Here is an 18,915-nt window from a genome sequence, read left to right as displayed (position 1 = left end):
GATGATCCATCAGCCAGTCGCCGTGCCGCGCGTGTCGCGCCGCGGCCTGCTCGGCGGCGCCGCCGCCATCTCCGCCGCCCTGCTGACCGGCTGCGGCCCGAGCGGGGACCCGGCCGGCACCTCGGCCGGACAGCCCCGGCGTGGCGGTCGGTTGCGGGCGGCGTTCGCGGGCGGCGGTGTCAACGAGACGCTGGACCCGCACCTGGCGAACCTGTTCAACGAGGCGTCGCGCGCCAAGGCGATGTTCGACAAGCTCGCCGACTACGGCCCGGACGTCTCCATCCAACCCCGCCTCGCCGAACGCTGGGAGCCCAGCAGCGACCTCACCCGCTGGCGGATCACCCTGCGGCAGGCCGCATTCCACGACGGCAGGCCGGTCCGCGCCGCCGACGTGCTCTACAGCTATGCCAGGATCACCGACCCGAAGCGGGCCTTCCGCGCCAAGGCCAGCCTCGACCTGCTCGACCTGCCCAACAGCCGCGCCATCGACGACCGCACCCTGGAACTGGTCCTCAAGCGGCCCTTCGCCGAGTTCCCCAACGCGCTGGCCGCGTTCGGCGCGTACATCGTCCCGCAGGACGCCGACAGCTTCGAGCGGCCCGTCGGCTCCGGACCGTTCACCTTCGACTCCTGGCAGCCCGGCCGGTCGTTGCTGCTCAAGCGGTACGACGGCTACTGGGAGGGCGCCGCGCACCTGGACGAGCTGGAGTACCTGATCAGCAACGAGGAGTCGGCACGGGTCAACGCCCTGCTCGCCGGCCAGGTGGACTACGCGCACGACATCACCCCCACCACCGCCCGTACCCACGCCGACGGTGGCCGGATGGCCGTCACCCGGATGCCGAACAGCACCATGCAGTCGCTCGCCATGAAGGTCGACCGGCCGCCGTTCGACAACCGTGACCTGCGCGAAGCCATGTTCCTGCTCACCGACCGACAACAGCTGGTCGACACCGTCCTCGCCGGCTCCGGGCAGGTCGGCAACGACCTGTTCGGCAAGGGCTACCAGTACTACGCCGACGACATCCCCCAGCGCACCCGTGACCTCGACCGGGCCCGGTTCCTCATCGACAAGGCCGGCGCCAGGGGCCTGCGCATCCCGCTCGACACCGCCCCGGTGGCCAGTGGTTTCGTCGAGGCCGCCAGCGTCTTCGCCGACCAGGCCAAACAGGTCGGCCTCGTCATCGAACCCGTGCTGGGCAACAAGGACACCTACTGGAAGGACATCCTCAACTCCGGTGTGCTGGCCTCGTACCGCTCCGGTGCCATGCCCATCGAAACGCACATCTCCCAGCGGCTGCTGACCAACTCCACCACCAACGCCACCCGGTGGGCCCGAACCGAGTTCGACGCCCGCTACGCCGAGGCCGTCTCCAGCGCCGACGAAGCGACCCGCCGACAGGCGTACGGCGACATGCAGCGCACCCTGCACGCCGAGGGTGGATTCCTGATCTGGGGCTTCGCGGACTTCCTCGTCGCCACCGCGCCCCGCGTCGGTGGGGTGTCCGCCGACGCCCCGGCCAACACCCTCGACTGGGCCCGCTTCGACAAGGTCTGGCTGGGGTGAGTCTGCCCCGCTACGCCGCCGGGCGGTTGCTGCTCGGCCTCGGGCAGGTCGCCGGGATCACCACGATCGTGTTCGTGCTCACCGAGGCGCTGCCCGGTGACGCCGCCGTGGTGATCGCCGGCGACCACCCGGACCCGGCCCGCATCGCCGCGATCCGGGCGCAACTGGACCTCGACCAGCCGGCCTGGCAGCGCTACCTCGACTGGCTGACCGACCTGCTCCGGGGCGACCTCGGCGTCTCGCTGATCTCGCAGCGGTCGATCGTCGAACGGCTCGCCGACAGCGCGGCCGCCACCCTGCTGCTGGCGGCGGTGACCCTGCTGGTGCTGGTACCGCTCGCCGTCGCGTTGGGCATGCTGGCCGCCCGCCGGGAAGGCGGGCGACTGGACCGGGTGGTGTCCGCGGTGTCGGTCGCGCTGTACGCGGTACCCGAGTTCGCCCTGGCGATCCTGCTCATCGCCGTCTTCGGCGTCCAACTCGGCTGGCTGCCACCCACCGCGTTCGGTGCCGACCTGCTCGCCCGGCCGGCCGTGCTCGTGTTGCCGCTGCTGGTGCTGCTCGCCCGGCCGATCTGCACGATCAGCCGCCTCACCCGCGCCGGCCTGCTCGACGCCCTGCGCGGCGAGCACGTGCGCCACGCCCGACGGCTCGGTATCACCGGCGGCCGGCTCTGGCTTCGCCACGCGCTACCCGGCGCGCTGGCGCCGGTGGTGCAGCAGCTCGCCCGGACCACCGACTGGCTGCTCGGCGGCGTCATCGTCGTCGAGGCGGTGTTCGTCATCCCCGGACTCGGCACCGCCCTCGTCGACGCGGTGTCCACCCGCGACATCCCCACCGTGCAGGCGCTGTGCGTCCTCGTGGCCGTCACCACCGTGGTGGTGAACCTGGTCGCCGACCTGGTGGCGTTCCGTCTCGCACCCCGCACCGGGGCCGTGCGATGAGCCGGCTGCGCACGCTGACCGGAGCGGCGCTGCTGGCGGTGCCGCTCGCGCTGGCCGTGGCCGGCCCGTGGCTGGTCGGCGAGCCGGGTGAGCGCGCGTTCCCGTTCGCCGACGACGGGCTGCTGGGCACCGACTTCGTCGGCCGCGACGTGGCGCGGCAGGTACTGCTCGGCGGCCGGTCCGTCGTCGTGGTCGCCGTCAGCGCGACGTTGCTGGCGTACCTCCTCGGCGTGCCGGCCGGCCTGGTGGCCGCCGCCACCCGCCGCCGGTGGGTCGACGAGCTGCTCATGCGCCCCCTGGACCTGACGCTGGCGGTGCCGTCGCTGTTGCTGCTGATCCTGCTGGCCGCCACCGCGCCGCCCGGCCCGCTCACCCTCGTCGGGATCGTCGCGCTGATCGGGTTGCCGGAGATCACCCGGATCACCCGGGCCGCCGCGCTGCCACTGGCCCACGGGCCGGCCATGGAGGCGATGCGCCTGTACCGCGAGACCTGGTGGCGACGTGGTCCCGGCTACGTCGGCACCGGCATCCGCCGGGTCCTGCTCGCCGACGCCGGAGTCCGGTTCATCGGGGCCATCTACCTGGTGGCCACCGCCAGCTTCCTGGGCATCGGCGTGGCACCCGACGCCGCGGACTGGGCCGTCATGGTGGACCGCAACCGCACCGGCCTGTTCCTGCAACCCTGGTCCGTCGCCGTGCCGGCCGCGCTCATCGTCTGCCTGGCCGTCGGTCTCAACCTGGTCACCGACCGGATGCTGGACACCCCTGCCGTCCCCAGCCCGGCACCACCGCCCGCACCGGCCACGCCCGGCGACCACGCCCACGACTCTCTCCTCCAGGTGCGGGAGCTGGCGGCCACGACCGCCGACCGGACGCTTGTCGACGGCGTCTCCTTCAGCCTGCGAGCCGGCGAGATCCTCGCCGTCATCGGCGCATCCGGCAGCGGCAAGACCACCACCGCCCGCGCCCTGCTCGGCGAGGCGACCCCTGGCGTCACCCACACCGGCACCATCACCCTGGCCGGTCGGCCCGTCACGACCGCCAGCCCGCCGGCACCCGGCACCGTCGGCTACGTACCCCAGCAACCTGGTGCCGCCCTGCACCCCGTACGCCGAATCGGTGCCGTGCTCCACGAGATCGCCCGGCACCAGGCACCCGGTGCCAGCCGCGGCACCCGCGGACGTGCGGTGGCGGCCACCCTGGAACGCGTCAGCCTGCCGACCGACCGCCGGTTCCTGCGCCGGTTCCCCCACCAGCTCTCCGGCGGACAGCAGCAACGCCTCGTCATCGCCCACGCCCTGCTGGCGCACGCCGTCCTGCTCATCGCCGACGAACCCACCACCGGACAGGACGCGCTCACCCGCGACGCCGTCGCCGCAGAGCTGACGAAACTCGCCCGCGCCGGCATCGCCGTCATCCTGCTCAGCCACGACCTGCACCTCGTCAGGGCCGTGGCCGACCAGATCCTCGTGCTGCACCGAGGTGCCGCCGTCGAATCCGGTCCGGCCGCCGAGGTGCTCGCCGTACCTCGTCACCGGCACACCCGGCAGTTGCTCGCCACACCACCGGCCCGGCCACCGGCGACGGTCCGACCGGATCGGCCGCTGCTACGCGTCACCAACCTGAGCGCCGCCCACCGCGACGGCGGTCGGCAACGCGACGTGCTCCGCGACGTCAACCTGGCCGTGGCCGCCGGACGCTGCCTGGCGGTGGTCGGCCGGTCCGGAAGTGGCAAGACCACCCTTGCCAGGTGCATCGCCGGCCTGCACCCGGTCCACACCGGCCAGGTGTCCCTCGCCGGGCAGCGCCTCGCCGCGCACCTCGACCGACGCCAGCCACACGAGCTCGGCGCCATCCAGTACGTCTTCCAGGACGCCCGGGCCAGCTTCGACCCCTACCGGCCGGTGGTGGACCAGATCGGCAGGCCCGCGCGACGCCTGCGCGACGCCACGCCGGAACAGGCCCACCACACCGCCCGGCACCTGCTCGACCGGGTGGGCCTGGCCCAACACACCGCGACTCGGCGTCCCGACCGGCTCTCCGGCGGCGAACTGCACCGCGCGGCGCTCGCCCGCGCGCTGGCCAGCGGACCCCGCGTGCTGATCTGCGACGAGACGACCGCCGGGCTCGACCGCATCACCCGGCACGGCATCCTCACCCTCCTCGACGAGCTGCGACGCGACCTCCGGCTGACCGTCGTCGTGATCAGCCACGATCGCGACGTGGTGGCTCACCTCGCCGACCACATCGTCGTTCTCGACGACGGAGTTGTCGTCGACAGCGGCCCGGCCGACGCCCTGCTCCACCACGCACACCACCCGCTGACCCGCGCGCTGCTGCACATCGACCCGGCGACCGCCACGGCACCGTCCAACCCATGACCGGAGGAACCATGCCGCAGTACCCGCACGACGTCGGCCCGTACGAGGTCCAGCCGGCCGACCGCCGGCACCTCGACGGTGCCCGCGGCGTCATGCTCGACACCTTCTACCGCGACTTCGGCTACGGCTACCGGCCCGACTGGCACCGGGACGTCATCGACCTGGCCGGCACCTACCTCGTGCCGGAGCAGCACGCCCTGTTCGTCGCCACCAAGGGCGACGAGGTGGTCGGCACCACGGCGGTACGCGCCGGCGGGCCCAAGAGCCCACCGCACCCTGGTTTCCTCGCCCGGCGCTATCCGGACGACACCACGGCCCAGCTGTTCCGGGTGTACGTGCGCCCGGAACACCGACGCTGCGGTCTGGCCCGGGCACTCGTCGGCCTCGCCGTCGATTTCGTCGCCCGGCAGCCCCGCTACCGTGCGCTCTATCTGCACACGGACCCACGCGTCGACGGCGCCGAACCGTTCTGGCGGAGCGTCGCCACGCTGATCCACGACCCACGTGGCGGCTGCGACGACACCTACCAGACGGTCCACTTCGAGATCGTGCTGCCCGGCCGCCCCTAGCGCGACCGGGCGGACCGCGTCGCGCTACGCCGGCTGGTCAGCGGCAGCCGCTACCGGGGCCTGTGCCTGGAGCAGTTGCCGACGCTTGTTGTTGCCGAGCCACCGGTGCGATCCGGGCTTGCGAGCCTCGTTCGTGAGGTGACCGACGGCGAACCGGTAGGTCAGGGCCTTGAGTCTCGCGCCGAGGCGGCCTCCGACGTACATCCTGTTCGCGGTGTCGTCCCGGCCGGCGAGTTGGTAGATGCCGGCATGCGAGCCCAGGCCGACACACATCGCGCCGAAGAAGACGCTCGCCGGCTCGGGAGCGGTGCCCGCGATGCGCCGCAGCACCGTGTCCGCGGCGTGCGCGCCGAGGCAACTGGCCGTGTACGCGCTCATCCGGTACGGCACGCCGGACGGCGCGGCCGAGTCCCCGGCCGCGACGATGCGCTCGTCGTCGAGGCTGGTCAGCGTCTCGTCGGTGATCAGGCGTCCGATGGCGTCGGTCCGCAAACCGCTGCGGGTGGCCAGATCCGGCACCCCGAAACCGGCGGTCCAGATGGTGATCGCGCTCGGCAGCGTACGACCGTCGTCGAGCCGCACCGTGTCCCGCGTGACCTCGGTGACCGTGCCACCGGGACCGGCCAGTACGTCCACGCCGATCCCACTCAGCGACCGGGCGGCGGCACGTCGTGCCGCCGGATGCAGGTACGCGCCCAGCACGCCCCCGCAGACCAGAGTGACCCGGTGGCCCCGCTCGGCCAGTTCGGCGGCGGTTTCGATGCCGGTCGGCCCGGCGCCGACGACAGTCACCGGGGTCGCCGGAGGCTGGTCGTCGAGGATCGCGCGCAGCCGCCGCGCCGCCTCGAGCGTGGCCATCGGATAGGCGAACTCGTCCGCGCCGGGAACACGTGGTGCGGCACTCGCGCTGCCCGCCGCGTAGACGAGGTGGTCGTAGCCGAGGGTGCCGCCGCCCAGCAGCGTCACCCTGCGCTGAGCCGCGTCGACTGCCGTGACGGTGTCTCGGACGAGCCGAACGCCCTCGGCCAGCACCTGTCGGTACGGGGCGACCGCGTCGTGGACGCCGGCGACCACGTGGTGCAGCCGGAGCCGGATGACGAAGTCCGGCCGTGGATTCACCATGGTCACCGAGACGTCGGCGCGTTGCGTCAGCCGATTGGCGGCCATCACGCCGGCGAATCCGCCGCCGACCACCACCACCCTGGTTCCCGCTGCCATGTCAGACTCCCTTCGCGGTCGGTTCCACCCTTCAAGACACCGGCAGCGCCCCGGATGTGACCGTCGTGGTTCTCCCAACCCCTGCCGCCACCGCCCGCACCGGGCCGTGCCGGCGGTGTGACGGCGTGATCCCCTGACGGGATCGAGCTGCCGTCAGGGGATCACCGAGGGCGGACTCGGCTCAGGGTGCCGCCACCGCCGCGTCGTTGGTGCCCGGCAGCCGGGTGACGCCCGGCAACGGCGCAACGGTCACCGCCGAACGGCTGCCCGCCTCGTCGGCCGGGCAGATCGCGGTGCTCAGTAACGTGTTCCAGGCGATGTCGATCGGGTGCGGATCGGGCAGGCCGATCTGGTAGTGGCTGATGTTGATCCCGGACGACACCTGACGGGCGCCGTCGCGGCTGTGCAGCGAGATCGTCAGGTGACCGATGACCGCGCCGTCGTGGCCCCAGAACTCCCCGCACGGGGTCGGCAGCGAGTAGATGCCGAGACCGTAGCTGCCGGCGGCGGGCTGTTCGGGCAGCATCGGCACGGCGGTGAGCATCTCGTCGAGAGCGGCCGGGCTGAGCAGGTCACCGCCGAGCAGCGCTCGGAAGAAGGTGTTCAGGTCCGCCGTGGTGGCGATCATCTCGCCGGCCGTCCACGCCCAGCTCATGTTGAACTCGCTGAGATCCCGCACGCCGAACGGGGCGAAGTAGGCACCACTGTGTGGGCCACGGATCCGCGCGTCGGTGCCCGGAAAGAACGTGTCGGCGAGTTTCAGTGGTCGCAGAACGCGCCGCTGGACCTCGGCCGCCGCGTCGTTGCCGGTGATCGTCTCGATCAGCAGTCCGGCCAGGACGTAGTTGGTGTTCGAGTAGCTGAACCGGGCACCGGGGGCGTTCGTCGGCGGCAAGGCCAGGCCGATGGCCACCAGGTCGGCCGGAGCGTACGTGGTGACCCGCATCTGGTCGATCGCCGCGTACGAGTTGATCATGGCGTTGGTGTAGTTGCCGATGCCGCTTGTGTGGTTGAGCAGCATCCGGACGGTGACCTCGGTGCCGAGCTCGTCCGGCACGATGTCGGGCAGCCACCGCCCGATCGGGTCGTCCAGCCCCAACCGGCCCTCGTCGACGAGCTGGAGCACGGTGGTGGCGACGAACGTCTTGGTGATGCTGCCGATCCGGTGCCGCAGCTGCGGCCGCATGGGTTGCGGCCTGGTCAGGAAGGCCTGGCCGGCGGCGTCACGCCAGTCGCGCCGGCCGTCGCGCACGGCGAGCAGCACTCCCGGGGCACCGGCTTCGGGTACCGCGGCGAGGGCGGCGCGCAACGCGGCGCGATCCGGTCCGCCAGCGGCCGGCCGCGCTGCGGTGCCCGGCTGCGCGGTGGCGGATGCGGGTACGACGGCGATGGTGGCCACCAGCGCGACGCTGGTGGCCACCATCTTCAGTGTCCGAAGAGTACGTGACATACCGACATGCTCGCCGGGATCCCGGCGGGACACATCCGGCTCAAGCCGGAGCCTCGCCTCCCACTGTGGCACGAGCCGGCGTCAATCGCTCGGCGCACGATGCCGGGGCGGGCAGAGGGTTTGGCGGCCCGGACGCCGGGGGTAGAGAGCGATCCGCCCATCATCCCATCCCCGAAGGAACACACCATGTCGGTACAGGCATTCCTCTATGTCGTCGCGGTCATCCTGCTCGTGCTGGCCGCGCTGCCCATCTCCACCCGGGGTGTCTCGCTCGCCCTGCTCGGAGCGGCGTTCGCCCTGCTGGCCTATGCCTGGCCAGTGATCACCGAATAGGTGCTGAAGGTCGTCGGTGCGCACCTGAGCCGGCCGGTCGCGGTCGGCGGCACCCGCTGACGGTCCGCTGTGCCGTGACGGTGACACTTTGCCCGGTGGGGTACGGGCAGCAGGGCGAGTCACCTGCTGCCCGTACACCCTGGCCCGCTCGTCAGGCGCCGGACGCGGTTGGCGCGGCGGGCCCTCGGGGCCGGGCATCCGGACTGGGCTTGCGCCCGTTGGCCAGGGAGACGTTGTCGAAGTGGACCTCCACCGGCCGCTCGTAGCGGCGGCCGTTGACCGGGTCGTGGCGCATGAAGCCGGCAGCCGCGACGCGGATGGTGACCCGGTAGGGGCCTTCGTCGGGGACGCTCGCGTTGGTGCCGTAGTGATGCAGGAACGGATGCCACAGAAATGGCAGGTCGGCGGCGAGGATCGGGGCGCCGTCGCGGCTGAGTCGCAGGTGCACGGTCAGGCCGGGGACGAATCGTCCGTCGGCGGCGTCGGCCACGGCGACCTCGAGGTGGCTGGGCGCCATCGGCGGGCTGGTCCGCCTCATGATTTCCCCCATCTCGTCGAGATTCGGCCTCGCTGCGGGCTGGTCGCCGCTCGGGCCCGGCCACTCCTGCCGCGCGGCGCCAGAGGCTCTCCCAGTCTCGGCGACGCCTTCGCTTCCGGATACCCGGCCGTCTGTCGCGGACACTGTTGATCTGGGTTCAGCCAACGGGACCGGTTGTCCGCGGTCACCCTGTGTCCGGTCGCCCTGGGCGGGTAGACGTTGCCGAAGGGAGGCTGAGGTCATGCGCATCCCGCGAGGCATCATCGACGATCTCCGGTGGAGTATCGTCGCGCCGTCGACCCCGGAGCACGCCGCGGACCGGCTCGTGCTGCGGCCGGCGGAACGCGAGGATCTTCCGGCGACGTCCCGCGCCCATGTCGAGTTGCTTCCGATCGGGCTGTTTCCGTCGCTCGGTGCCCGCTTCGTGCGTCGTTGGCACCGCACGTTCCTGACATCGCGGTACGGGGTGGGCATGGTCGTCATCGACGCCGCTGCCCCACAGGACGAGATTGTCGGGTTCGTGCTGGGCACCGCCGATCATGCCAGGTACACCACCGAGGTGGCGAAGGACCGGCGTGCCATGGCGTCCCTCGCCCTGGCCGGCCTGGCCGCGCTGCTTCTCCGGCCCCGGGTCGCCCTGCGGGTCGTGCGGACCCGGTTCCGGCCGTGGGCCCGTCGGGTGTCGCCTCGTCGGGCGACCGTGCGCACCCGGGAGCGAGCCGAGTCGGAGTCGGCGCCACAGGTGGCGGTCATGACCGCGCTGGCGGTGCGACCTGACTGGCGCAAGAGCGGCGTCGGGATGCTGCTGGCCGCACGGTTCGTCGAGCTGGTCGGTAGCACCGGCGCGAGGTGGGTCGAGGCGCAGACCTCTACCGGACCTCTGGGGGCGACCGGGTTCTACGAGCGTCTGGGCTGGGACGCGGGCCAGGCGCGACCCACCCCGGACGGCGACACCGTGCGTACCTACCGCCTGGCCCTCGGCGGTGCCGGTTGGACCTCGACGGCTTGACCGTGCCGGTCGAGGCTCAACCGTCGTAGGCCCGGGTCAGCTCAACCGGAAGGTGACGTTGTCGACGTCGAAGGCCGTGACGCCGTTGCCGGCCGACTCGCTGGCGAGGAAGCTGACCGTGGCGGTGCGCTCGGTCGCCGCGATCCCGGTCGACATGGTGTACTGCCGCCACTCCGGTCCGCCGTCGAAGGCCAGCGAGAACCGGGTCTTCGGGGGAATCCCGGTGACCGCCAGCCCGACGTTCAGGTAGTCGCCGCGGCTGGTCTCGGTGGTGATGGTCCGGACCCAGAAGCGGACCGTCAGGTCGCAGTTGGCCGGCACCGTGACGGTGGTACGCAGCAGGTCGGAGCGGGTCACGTCCAACCCGGCGAAGGTGGCGTATGCCCGGCCGGTGCGCGCGGGTCGGGTGGTGTCGCCGAGCACGACGATGCGGGGGCCGGCCTCCCAACCGTCGGTGCCACGCTCGAACCCCGGGTTCGGGTGGATCTGGCCGGTGCAGGACGGGTTGGCTGCCGGCTGGTCAGCGGGCGCGCTGCCGGGGGTCAGGAGCAGCAGGGCGGCGACGAGGGTGGTGGTGACGAAGGCCTTCATCAGTGCTCCCCGTGGTCAAGGCATTCGAGAGTGTCAATCGACGATGCGTCATGAGAGTTGGTGCGTCAAGCCCTTCCCACCCAGGGACGCCCGGACCGACGGCCGATATCTACAGTCGGCCCATGAGCATCGACAGGGGAGCAACGGCCCGGTCCGGTCGGTCCCGGTCGTGACGCCCGAACCACCCGCCGGGCGGCCTGCGACAGGACACGGGCCTGGTCGCGCACGCGTCCGTGCCGTCTACCCCGGCAGCTTCGATCCCTTCACCGCCGGACACCTCGACGTGGTGCGCCGGGCCCGCGACCTCTTCGACGACGTGGTCGTGCTCGTCGCCGTCAACGGCGACAAGCAGCCGGGTGCCGACCAGGAGCGACGAGCGGCCGCCGTCCGGGCTGTCCTTCCGGTCGGGTGGACCTCCGTCACCGTGGTCGCCTGGCGCGGGTTGACCTCCGCCTACTGCCACGCCCACGAGGTGTCGGTGATCGTCCGCGGGGTGCGTGACACCAGCGACCTTCAGGCCGAGCACCGACTCGCCGCGATGAACCGATCGCTCGGCGTACCCACGGTGTTCCTGGCTGCGCGGCCGGGACTGACCCGGCTGTCCTCGACAGCGGTGCGCACGCTGGGAACGTCACCTCGGGCCGCCCGGCCCAGCGACCCGCGGACCGACCCGGGTGATGAGTTGTCGCGCTCGTAGCCGTCATACCTACGACGGGACACGACGACGTGAGGACGATGTGATGAGTGCGGACACGCGGCCGAAGGAACTGGGTGTGGGTGGCCTGGGGGACATCGACGAGCCGGCATTCTCGGGGTTGGCGCAACGGCACCGGCGGGAACTGCACGTGCACTGTTACCGGATGCTCGGATCGTTCGAGGATGCCGAGGACACCGTGCAGGAGACGTTCCTGCGCGCCTGGCGGCGGCGGGAGACTTTTGCCGGTCGGTCCACCTTCCGGGCCTGGCTGTACCGGATCGCCACCAACGCCTGCCTGGATCTGCTCGCCAGGTGCCGCCCGGAGCCGGCGTCCGGCGGCGAGGTGCGGTGGTTGCAGCCCTATCCGGACCGGCTGCTCGACGAGCTGGCCGCCGGCGTCGAGGACGAGCCGGAGGTGGTCGCCGTCGCTCGGGAGACGATCGAGTTGGCGTACCTGGTCGCGGTCCAGCACCTGGCGCCACGCCCACGGGCCGTGCTGATCCTGCGGGATGTGCTCGGCTGGCCGGCGAAGGACGTCGCGGAGCTGCTCGGCGACTCGGTCAACTCGGTGAACAGCGCGCTGCAGCGGGCCCGCGCGGGCATGCGGGAGCACCTGCCGGCCGAGCGGCAGGACTGGACCGGCGGCGGGGAGGACGCCGGGACGCGGGAACTGGTGCGCCGCTACACCGAGGCCAGCGTGGCCACCGACATCGACGGTCTCGCCACACTGCTGCGCGAGGACGTGCGCTGCTCGATGCCGCCCACCCCGGGCCTGCACGTCGGCCGCGACGTGGTGGTCGAGGACTGGGTCAGCAGCGGCTTCGCGGGCATGACGGGCCTGCGTGCCGTCGAGACCCGGGTCAACCGGCAGCCCGCCGTCGCCTTCTACCACCTGCGCAAGCGGGAGGGCGCGTACCTGCCGCTGACCATCGACGTGCTGCGGGTCACCGGCGGGACGATCGCCGAGATCGTCACGTTCCACGACGACCAGTTCCCACGGCTCGGGCTACCGGACCGCCTGCCCGCCGACGGCACCGACTGAACCCTTCGCGCTATCCGGCCGGACAGACCGCAGGTTTCGCTGACCGCCGCACCCGGGTAGCGCAGGGCGCATGAACCGCGATCTCGCCAAGGGGCTCCAGGTTGCGTGGGGTATTCCGGAGTTCCGGGGCGGGTTGCGACACCTCATCGATCTCGACGAGGTGTCGGTGCTGCTGGCCACGCTGTCCGTCCCAGATCACGACCGCGAGGTGGAACGCAGCCTGTTGAGGCTGCTGCGATCCGGTCTGGACACGGTCGAGATCCGTGCGGCCGTGTTGCTGCTGCTGGAGCAGGACGACGTACGCCGGCCGCTCGTCGCGGCGGTGCGGCCGATCGTCGACCGCCCGGACCAGGCGGCAGCCATCGCCTCGGCGGCCGAGGACCCCGCGGTGCGGCGTGAGGTGCGGGCGGTGCTGGACAGCGCCCAGGTACGCGAGCTGATCTGGCAGGCGATCGACAACCAGTCCAGCGACAAGCGGCTCGGCCTGATCCGTCGGGCGGCGGTGCTGTTCGTGCGGCATTCGAGCGTCCGGCGCCTCGCCTGGGCCCTGCGCCGACACGGCGTGCTGCGCGCGCTGCGTCAGCGGTCGTGACCGGCGGCTATCCTGCCACCTCGTGGGCAGTGCACACCTTCGCACCGAACGCCTCGAGCTTCGTCCCGTGCGGGACGAGGACGTCGACCGCATGCTGGAGTACCGCAACCTGCCGGAGGTCACCCGCTGGCTGCTGCGTACCGAGGTCGATCCGGCGTCCTTCCGGGCGGCCTGGCGGCGCGCGGCGCAGGACCCCGACGACCACAGCGTCGCGGTGACCCTGGGCGGCGTGGTGATCGGGTCCGTCTCGCTCGACGTGGTCGACGGCATGGGGCAACCCGGCATGCCGGCGCGGACCGAGGCCCAGCTCGGCTACATCTTCGACCCGGCGTACGGCGGGCAGGGCTACGCGACCGAGGCGGTCACCGCGATGGTGGCGTACGCGTTCGACCGGCTGGGCGTACGCCGGATCACCGCCGGCTGTTTCGCGGACAACCTGCCCTCCGTGCGGCTTCTCGAGAAGGTCGGCATGCGTCGTGAGCAGCACGGTGTCGGCGACTCCTGGCACGCCGAGCTGGGCTGGGTGGACGGCTACACCTACGCCCTGCTCGCCGGGACGTGGCGCCAGGGCAGACCGTCAGGTGGCGGGCAGGCGTACCTCGAACCGGCAGCCGCGGTCGGTGTTGGCGACGTTCACCCGGCCGCCGTGCGCCTCGACGAGACCGCGCACGATGGCCAGGCCGAGTCCGCCGCCACCACCTGAGTCCGCCGCCGCGGGGGTGCGGGCCCGTTCACCGCGGAACGCGACGTCGAAGACCCGGTCCAGGTCCTCGCCGGGAATGCCGCCGCAGGTGTCGGAGACGGCCAGCCACACGTTGTCGGTCTCGTGGCCGGCGGCGATGTGCACGCTGCCGTCCTCCGGTGTGTAACGAACCGAGTTGATCAGCAGGTTGCTGACGATGCGGGCGAGTTCGCGCTCGCCGGCCCGGACGTCGGGCCAGCCGCTGTCGGCGGCCACCAGGTGGATCCGGCGGCGGGCGGCCAGCGGCGCGACGCCGGCGATCGCGTCGGACACCACGTCACCCAACGGCACGGTGGTGGGCATGAGCCGCAGCGCACCGGCGTTGATCCGGGACAGCTCGAACAGGTCGTCGACGAGTTGGGCCATCCGGTCGGTCTCCAGCCGGATGCGCCGGTGGTACTCGTCGACGACGGCCGGGTCGTGGATGATGCCGTCCTCGAGAGCCTCGGCCATGGCCCGCAGCCCGGCCAACGGGGTCCGCAGGTCATGCGACACCCACGCCACGAGTTCGCGTCGGCCGGCCTCCAGCCGCCGCTCGCGTTCACGGGCCGCCCTGGCCCAGACCGCCGCGGCGGCGAGTCGCCTGCCGAAGATGGCGCCGACGGCGAGGCTGATCACCGCCGAGGCGCTGACCGTGACGAGCACGACCCACAGGTCGTGCGCGGACAGGAACATCGCCTGCGCGACGGTGGCGACTCCGGCGACCACGGCGAGGACGGTGACGGTGAGCAGCACCAGGATGTGCACGAGAATGGACCGGCCCCGCAGCAGCCGTAGCGCCGCGGCGCCGGCCAGGCCGACGACCCCGCCGGCGGCGAGCGCGTAGAGCCCGATGAGCAGCGTGTCGGTCACCGGGCCGTGTCCTCCTCGAGCGGGTCGTAGCGGTATCCGACGCCCCAGACCGTGCGGATGCGCTGCGGGTCGGCCGGATCGTTCTCGATCTTCTCGCGCAGCCGACGGACGTGGACGGTGACCGTCGACTGGTCGCCGAACTGCCATCCCCAGACCTTGTCCAGCAGGTCGGTACGCGACCACGCCCGTCCCGGATGGCGCATGAAGAAGATCAGCAGATCGATCTCCCGGGCGGTGAGCGACAGCGGCGCGCCATCCAGGGCGGCGACGCGGCGGGCGCTGTCCACGGTCAGCGTCGCGTCGGTCAGCTTCGCCGAGACGGTCGGCGCGGTGGGGTGCGCGGCGGTGCGGCGCAGCACGGAGCGGATCCGCAGCACCAGTTCGCGGGGCGAGAAGGGTTTGGTGACGTAGTCGTCGGCACCGACCTCGAGCCCGAGCACCCGGTCGGCCTCCTCACCGAGCGCGGTGAGCATGACCACCGGCAGGTCGGGCAACTGCCGCCGGATCCGGCGGCAGACCTCAAGGCCGTCGATGCCGGGCATCATGAGGTCGAGGACCACGAGATCGGGACGTTGGGCGGCGATCGCGGCGAGGCCGTCGGCGCCGTCGGTGGCCAGTTGGACCTCGCAGCCGGCCTGCTCCAGATAACGTCGTACGACGTCACTGACCGTCGGGTCGTCGTCGACCACTAACACCCGGTGTCCCATCCTGACCAGGCTATCGACCACGGGTCACGGACGACCGTCGGCGGGTCTTTCGGATTCCTTACGGTCCGCCGCCGTCCCGCGTCGCCGCACCAGACAGGCCAGCAGCGTGGTGCCGGCGACGGCGAGCAGGACGCCGACCAGGTTGCGACCGTACGGCAGCGGCAGCACCGAGGAGTTGTCGGCCGCGCGTCCGAACCCCAGGGCGAGGGGGAGTCCCACCACGGTGACCGCGGCGACGGTGATCACGGCCGTCCGGATCGTCGGACGGTACCGGGACGGGACGCGGGTCAGCGCGACACCGACGGCCAGCACCGCCGCCATCCAGACGACGTCGTGCACCACCAGCACCGCGGCCAGGAAGAGCAGCACCCCGCCCGGCGTCCGGTCGGCGTCGGTGAGAGCACCGACGACGGCGTACGCCATGAGCAGGCAACCGCCGACGACCAGCACGATCCGGGTCTTCATCCTGTCCTCACCACGGTGATCCGGCTGAGCCACTTGGTCTGCAGCACGCCGGGCCGGTTGGGCGCGATCAGCCGCGCCGGATAGCCGTGGTCGAGGTGCAGGGGCTCGCCGCCCAGCCGCAGCGCGACCAGGGTCAACGGATCTGCGACGTGTTCCGGTGGCACCGTGCAGGCCCGGTATCTGCCGCCGACCTGCAACGACTCGACCCAGGCCGACGAGCGTCGGGGATCGGCACCCACGAGCGCGACCAGATCGCCCAACCGGACACCGGTCCACGTGCCGGTGGCGCTCCAGCCCTCCACGCAGGCGATCGGCAGCTCTGCGGTGTACTGCGGAAGTCGGTCGAGGGCGGTGAGGTCCAGGCTGACGCTGCGGTCCGGTCCGGTGATCCGCAGCCGGTACGTCGGGTCGAGGGCCGCCGCCCGCACTCCGGCACCGGCCGCGGTCCGGTTCACCGGTAGTCCCTGCGGCCCGACGTCGGGGTGGCGCGGGGCGAGCACCGCGAGACCGGTCAACGGTCGGATCGTCTGCCCGACCGTGGTCAGGGTGATCAGCCCGGACGCGGCGGCGACGCCGCCGAGCAGCGTACGCCGGTTCAGCCCGTCCCGCCGTGGCTCGCCGGTGGGGCGATCGAGTGCGGCACGGACCGCCGGCAGGCGCACGCCGATGTGCACCAGCAGCCCACCGACCGCCAGCCAGGCCACCCAGTAGTGCCCGGCGGTGAAGAAGAACGGCATCGGCGCGTACCACCGGGAGATGTTGAGCAAGCCGCTGAACAGCAGGAACAGTGCCGCGGCGACAAGCAGGCCGAGGCTGGCGCGTTCGGCCGCGTGGACGATCGAGCGGACCGGCGGCCAGCTGAACAGGCGGGGGTACACCGACCACAGCTTGGCGCCGAGCAGCGGGATCGAGGCCAGCCCGGTCGCCACGTGCAGACCCTGCGTGAACCGGTAGAGCCCGACCGGTCGGGCCGGCCACCAGAACCAGCCCGGCGGGTGCTGGATCAGGTGGCTGAGCAGACCGGTGGCGAAGCAGACGGCGAACGCCACGCCGAGGGCGACGCCGAGCTGACCGGTCAGCCGGGTCGACCGCAGCCGGGACCGGAACACTCCGGGGCGCAGCGGGCCGCGCCGCAGCGTCACCGGTGGTGCCGGTAACGGCGCCAGGCACCACCGGGCGAGGCGTCGCAGCACCGTCGCGCGGCCGGTCATCGGGAGGCCAGGGTGGCGAACCACCGCCCCGCCTCCGTCCAGGTGTCGACCACCCGCATCCCGGTGGCGTCGGCCAGCTCCGGAAGGTCGTCGAGGGGTACGCAGGCCCAGGGCAGGGTACGGTCGGCGCCGTCCGGGGTCCGCACCGTCGCGGTTCCGGACCAGGCCGGCGTACCCGTCGGTGCCAGCTCCACGTGGAGGTGCCCGTCGACGGCCAGCAGCTGACGGCACCGGCGAAGCAACCGGAGCGGGTCACCGCCGATGCCGATGTTGCCGTCGGCCAGCAGCAGGTGCCGCCAGCGGCCGGCACCGGGCACCGGGCCGAAGACGTCGCGTTGCAGCGCGGCCGCGCCCCGGCGGCGGGCCAGCAGCACCGCGCTGGCGCTGACGTCGATACCGAGGGCCGGCCGGCCAGCGTGGCTGAGGGCGCTGGTGAGCCGGCCCGGGCCGCAGCCGACATCGAGCGTGTGACCGGTGCAGCAGCCGATCAACGCATCGTCTCCGGCGATCGTGTCCCGGCACCAGGCGGCCGGGTCGAAGCGGTAGACCTCGCCGCTGGCGTGCCGCGCCGTGAAGGCGGCCGGGATGCCGGCGGCGGCCCGGTCGAGCGCGGTGTCGAAGACCGCGACGGCGTTCACCGGGCGACCGGTGCGGGCTGCGGCACCTCGGCGGCGACGGCGCGGGCGAACCGGCTGTCCGGCGGGCACAGGTTGGCCACGGCGCGCGCGTCGGCGGCGGTGTCCACGTCGGACAACCAGGGCAGCAGGCGTACCCGCAGGCCGCGTCGACGCAGCGCGACCACGGTGCGTTGGCCGGTGCTCGCCGTGGAGGTGGCGATGGTACGCAGCACGGTGGCGTGGCCGGGGTCGCGCAGCCCCAACGTCCACCAGCCGCCGTCGACGGCCGGGCCGAGCACCGCGTCCGGGCCGTCCGCCGAGGCGAGCAGCTCCCGGGCGGTGTCGAGGTGTTCGACGAGGAGCTGCGGGGTGTCCATGCCGATCAGCACGGCGGGCGTGCCGGGCGTACGGGCGTCCGCGAACGCGTTGGCGAGGCGGTCGCCGAGTGAGTCGCCGCGCTGGGGGAGCGTGGCCCAACCCGGCGGGGCGGGGTGGTCGCCGTCGATCACGAGAACGCGGGCGCCGGCCGGGGCGGTGGTGACGGTGTCCAGGGTGTCGGCCAGGGCGGCGGCGGCGACCCGGGCCGCCTGCTCGGGGGTGCAGGGTGGGCAGAGTCGCGTCTTGACGCGTCCGGGTGTCGGCGCCTTGGCCAGCACCAGAACCTGGGCGGCGCTCACCGGGCCAGCACCGCGCTCATGTCGCGCACGGCGCGGGCCGTGCCGAGCAGGGTGCCGGTCACCTTCGAGCGGGTGCCGGCCGCCCGGGGACCGTAGTCGACGTCGATCTCGACCACCCGCCAACCGGCCCGGCCCGCCGCGATCAGCAACTCCAGCGGGTAGCCGAACCGCCGGTCGCGCAGCCCCAACGCCAGCAGGTCGTCGCGGCGTACCGCCCGCATCGGGCCGATGTCGTGGACGTCCAGGCCGGTCGTGCGGCGCAGCCGGTGGGCGAGGAAGGCGTTGGCGGCCCGGGCGTGCAGCGGCCACACCCCCCGTCCGACCGGGCGGCGCCGGCCGGTGGCCAGCTGCGCCTGACCGGTGCGTACGCAGCCGGCCAGCCGGGGCAGTTGCGTCGGGTCGAAGGAGCCGTCGGCGTCCATCACGCACACCACCCCGTCGGCCGGGTCGGCCGCCTCGACCCCGGCGTGCACGGCGGCACCGTAGCCGGGCTCGGCGACGCTGATCACCTCCGCGCCGTGGGCCCGCGCCACCTCGGCCGAGTCGTCGGTCGAGCCGTTGTCCACCACGATCGGCCGGTAGCCGGCCGGTATCCGGGCCAGCAGGCCGGGCAGGGCCGGTGCCTCGTTCCGGCAGGGAAGTACCACATCGGTCATGTCGCGGACGCTAACCAGCATCGAGCCGGGCAGGTATTACCAGCCGATGATGAAGTCTTA

Annotated in this window: 20 protein-coding genes and 1 pseudogene; 10 read left to right on the top strand and 11 right to left on the bottom strand. The window is 72.6% G+C overall.

The genetic code is table 11. The features are described 5' to 3' along the window. Nucleotide 1: 1 nt before the first annotated feature. The 4 genes from O7605_RS28435 to O7605_RS28420 are packed head-to-tail and all read left to right on the top strand — an operon-like array spanning nt 2 to nt 5,458. Nucleotides 2-1,567, top strand: a complete 1,566-nt coding sequence (locus O7605_RS28435; RefSeq protein WP_269742037.1) for an ABC transporter substrate-binding protein — start codon at nt 2-4, stop codon at nt 1,565-1,567. Beyond that, on the top strand, nt 1,564-2,508 hold the full coding sequence (locus O7605_RS28430) for an ABC transporter permease (protein WP_269742036.1): 945 nt from the start codon (nt 1,564-1,566) through the stop codon (nt 2,506-2,508). The genes O7605_RS28435 and O7605_RS28430 overlap by 4 nt, the downstream gene beginning before the upstream one ends. Then, nucleotides 2,505-4,889 carry an ABC transporter ATP-binding protein/permease gene (locus tag O7605_RS28425; protein WP_269742035.1) on the top strand — a complete coding sequence of 795 codons (2,385 nt, stop codon included), beginning with the start codon at nt 2,505-2,507 and terminating at the stop codon, nt 4,887-4,889. The genes O7605_RS28430 and O7605_RS28425 overlap by 4 nt, the downstream gene beginning before the upstream one ends. After that, nucleotides 4,886-5,458, top strand: a complete 573-nt coding sequence (locus tag O7605_RS28420) for a GNAT family N-acetyltransferase (protein WP_269742034.1) — start codon at nt 4,886-4,888, stop codon at nt 5,456-5,458. The genes O7605_RS28425 and O7605_RS28420 overlap by 4 nt, the downstream gene beginning before the upstream one ends. A gap of 24 nt (nt 5,459-5,482) precedes the next feature. Here the strand turns inward: O7605_RS28420 and O7605_RS28415 are convergent, their stop codons facing one another. Together O7605_RS28415 and O7605_RS28410 are read right to left on the bottom strand one after the other, a co-directional pair. Further along, a complete protein-coding gene (locus O7605_RS28415; RefSeq protein WP_269742033.1) occupies nt 5,483-6,676 on the bottom strand; it encodes an NAD(P)/FAD-dependent oxidoreductase in 1,194 nt (397 codons plus the stop codon). A 181-nt stretch (nt 6,677-6,857) separates the two neighbouring features. Further along, nucleotides 6,858-8,096: a serine hydrolase domain-containing protein gene (locus O7605_RS28410; RefSeq protein ID WP_269742772.1), complete on the bottom strand. Its 1,239-nt coding sequence runs from the start codon at nt 8,094-8,096 to the stop codon at nt 6,858-6,860. Nucleotides 8,097-8,312: 216 nt separating this feature from the next. Here O7605_RS28410 and O7605_RS28405 point away from each other — a divergent pair, with 216 nt between their 5' ends. Then, nucleotides 8,313-8,459, top strand: coding sequence for a hypothetical protein (locus O7605_RS28405; RefSeq protein WP_166458961.1), 147 nt, complete (start codon nt 8,313-8,315; stop codon nt 8,457-8,459). A 151-nt stretch (nt 8,460-8,610) separates the two neighbouring features. Here the strand turns inward: O7605_RS28405 and O7605_RS28400 are convergent, their stop codons facing one another. Continuing rightward, complete coding sequence (locus O7605_RS28400) at nt 8,611-8,997, bottom strand: iron transporter (protein ID WP_269742032.1); 387 nt, start codon at nt 8,995-8,997, stop codon at nt 8,611-8,613. A gap of 241 nt (nt 8,998-9,238) precedes the next feature. Here O7605_RS28400 and O7605_RS28395 point away from each other — a divergent pair, with 241 nt between their 5' ends. Next, the gene (locus tag O7605_RS28395; RefSeq protein ID WP_269742031.1) at nt 9,239-10,006 is read left to right on the top strand and encodes a GNAT family N-acetyltransferase; all 768 of its coding nucleotides are present in this window, start codon (nt 9,239-9,241) and stop codon (nt 10,004-10,006) included. A gap of 36 nt (nt 10,007-10,042) precedes the next feature. On the opposite strand, the gene O7605_RS28390 is transcribed toward O7605_RS28395, so the two are convergent. Then, the gene (locus O7605_RS28390) at nt 10,043-10,597 is read right to left on the bottom strand and encodes a hypothetical protein (RefSeq protein ID WP_269742030.1); all 555 of its coding nucleotides are present in this window, start codon (nt 10,595-10,597) and stop codon (nt 10,043-10,045) included. A gap of 169 nt (nt 10,598-10,766) precedes the next feature. On the opposite strand from O7605_RS28390, the gene coaD reads away from it, so the two are divergent. The 4 genes and pseudogenes from coaD to O7605_RS28370 all read left to right on the top strand — a co-directional run. Beyond that, nucleotides 10,767-11,294 (top strand): pantetheine-phosphate adenylyltransferase, encoded by a 528-nt coding sequence (gene coaD / locus O7605_RS28385; RefSeq protein ID WP_269742029.1) that lies wholly within the window; start codon nt 10,767-10,769, stop codon nt 11,292-11,294. 40 nt (nt 11,295-11,334) lie between these two features. Further along, a complete protein-coding gene (locus O7605_RS28380) occupies nt 11,335-12,336 on the top strand; it encodes an RNA polymerase subunit sigma-70 (RefSeq protein WP_443083973.1) in 1,002 nt (333 codons plus the stop codon). 70 nt (nt 12,337-12,406) lie between these two features. After that, nucleotides 12,407-12,928 carry a hypothetical protein gene (locus tag O7605_RS28375; RefSeq protein WP_269742027.1) on the top strand — a complete coding sequence of 174 codons (522 nt, stop codon included), beginning with the start codon at nt 12,407-12,409 and terminating at the stop codon, nt 12,926-12,928. 22 nt (nt 12,929-12,950) lie between these two features. Beyond that, a pseudogene (locus tag O7605_RS28370) lies at nt 12,951-13,493 on the top strand (GNAT family N-acetyltransferase); the annotation flags it as partial. A 12-nt stretch (nt 13,494-13,505) separates the two neighbouring features. Here the strand turns inward: O7605_RS28370 and O7605_RS28365 are convergent. From O7605_RS28365 to O7605_RS28335, 7 genes are read right to left on the bottom strand one after another with little or no spacing between them, the layout of a single operon-like run. Beyond that, on the bottom strand, nt 13,506-14,522 hold the full coding sequence (locus O7605_RS28365; protein WP_269742026.1) for a sensor histidine kinase: 1,017 nt from the start codon (nt 14,520-14,522) through the stop codon (nt 13,506-13,508). Further along, nucleotides 14,519-15,229, bottom strand: a complete 711-nt coding sequence (locus tag O7605_RS28360) for a response regulator transcription factor (protein WP_269742025.1) — start codon at nt 15,227-15,229, stop codon at nt 14,519-14,521. The genes O7605_RS28365 and O7605_RS28360 overlap by 4 nt, the downstream gene beginning before the upstream one ends. A 24-nt stretch (nt 15,230-15,253) precedes the next feature. After that, entirely contained in the window at nt 15,254-15,694 is a 441-nt protein-coding gene (locus O7605_RS28355; RefSeq protein ID WP_269742024.1) for a hypothetical protein, read from the bottom strand. Beyond that, nucleotides 15,691-16,905 carry a molybdopterin-dependent oxidoreductase gene (locus tag O7605_RS28350; RefSeq protein ID WP_269742023.1) on the bottom strand — a complete coding sequence of 405 codons (1,215 nt, stop codon included), beginning with the start codon at nt 16,903-16,905 and terminating at the stop codon, nt 15,691-15,693. The genes O7605_RS28355 and O7605_RS28350 overlap by 4 nt, the downstream gene beginning before the upstream one ends. After that, nucleotides 16,902-17,543, bottom strand: coding sequence for a methyltransferase domain-containing protein (locus O7605_RS28345; protein ID WP_269742022.1), 642 nt, complete (start codon nt 17,541-17,543; stop codon nt 16,902-16,904). Before O7605_RS28345 ends, O7605_RS28350 begins: the two co-directional genes overlap by 4 nt. Continuing rightward, the gene (locus O7605_RS28340) at nt 17,540-18,199 is read right to left on the bottom strand and encodes a TIGR04282 family arsenosugar biosynthesis glycosyltransferase (RefSeq protein WP_269742021.1); all 660 of its coding nucleotides are present in this window, start codon (nt 18,197-18,199) and stop codon (nt 17,540-17,542) included. Before O7605_RS28340 ends, O7605_RS28345 begins: the two co-directional genes overlap by 4 nt. Continuing rightward, complete coding sequence (locus O7605_RS28335) at nt 18,196-18,855, bottom strand: glycosyltransferase family 2 protein (protein ID WP_269742020.1); 660 nt, start codon at nt 18,853-18,855, stop codon at nt 18,196-18,198. The genes O7605_RS28340 and O7605_RS28335 overlap by 4 nt, the downstream gene beginning before the upstream one ends. Nucleotides 18,856-18,915: the final 60 nt, after the last annotated feature.

This window comes from Verrucosispora sp. WMMA2121, from assembly GCF_027460185.1.
Taxonomy (GTDB): Bacteria; Actinomycetota; Actinomycetes; order Mycobacteriales; family Micromonosporaceae; genus Micromonospora; species Micromonospora palythoicola.
The sequence above is the reverse complement of the archived record's forward strand: the minus strand, read 5'-3'. Positions and strand labels throughout refer to the sequence as shown.

Bases quoted from the DNA above. Each gene is read 5' to 3' on its own strand.
- O7605_RS28420 (WP_269742034.1), top strand. From the start codon at position 4,886: ATGACCGGAGGAACCATGCCGCAGTACCCGCACGACGTCGGCCCGTAC.
- O7605_RS28350 (WP_269742023.1), bottom strand. From the start codon at position 16,905: ATGACCGGCCGCGCGACGGTGCTGCGACGCCTCGCCCGGTGGTGCCTG.
- O7605_RS28435 (WP_269742037.1), top strand. From the start codon at position 2: ATGATCCATCAGCCAGTCGCCGTGCCGCGCGTGTCGCGCCGCGGCCTG.
- O7605_RS28400 (WP_269742032.1), bottom strand. From the start codon at position 8,997: ATGAGGCGGACCAGCCCGCCGATGGCGCCCAGCCACCTCGAGGTCGCC.
- O7605_RS28355 (WP_269742024.1), bottom strand. From the start codon at position 15,694: ATGAAGACCCGGATCGTGCTGGTCGTCGGCGGTTGCCTGCTCATGGCG.
- O7605_RS28375 (WP_269742027.1), top strand. From the start codon at position 12,407: ATGAACCGCGATCTCGCCAAGGGGCTCCAGGTTGCGTGGGGTATTCCG.
- O7605_RS28335 (WP_269742020.1), bottom strand. From the start codon at position 18,855: ATGACCGATGTGGTACTTCCCTGCCGGAACGAGGCACCGGCCCTGCCC.
- O7605_RS28395 (WP_269742031.1), top strand. From the start codon at position 9,239: ATGCGCATCCCGCGAGGCATCATCGACGATCTCCGGTGGAGTATCGTC.
- O7605_RS28390 (WP_269742030.1), bottom strand. From the start codon at position 10,597: ATGAAGGCCTTCGTCACCACCACCCTCGTCGCCGCCCTGCTGCTCCTG.
- O7605_RS28415 (WP_269742033.1), bottom strand. From the start codon at position 6,676: ATGGCAGCGGGAACCAGGGTGGTGGTGGTCGGCGGCGGATTCGCCGGC.
- O7605_RS28425 (WP_269742035.1), top strand. From the start codon at position 2,505: ATGAGCCGGCTGCGCACGCTGACCGGAGCGGCGCTGCTGGCGGTGCCG.
- O7605_RS28405 (WP_166458961.1), top strand. From the start codon at position 8,313: ATGTCGGTACAGGCATTCCTCTATGTCGTCGCGGTCATCCTGCTCGTG.
- O7605_RS28360 (WP_269742025.1), bottom strand. From the start codon at position 15,229: ATGGGACACCGGGTGTTAGTGGTCGACGACGACCCGACGGTCAGTGAC.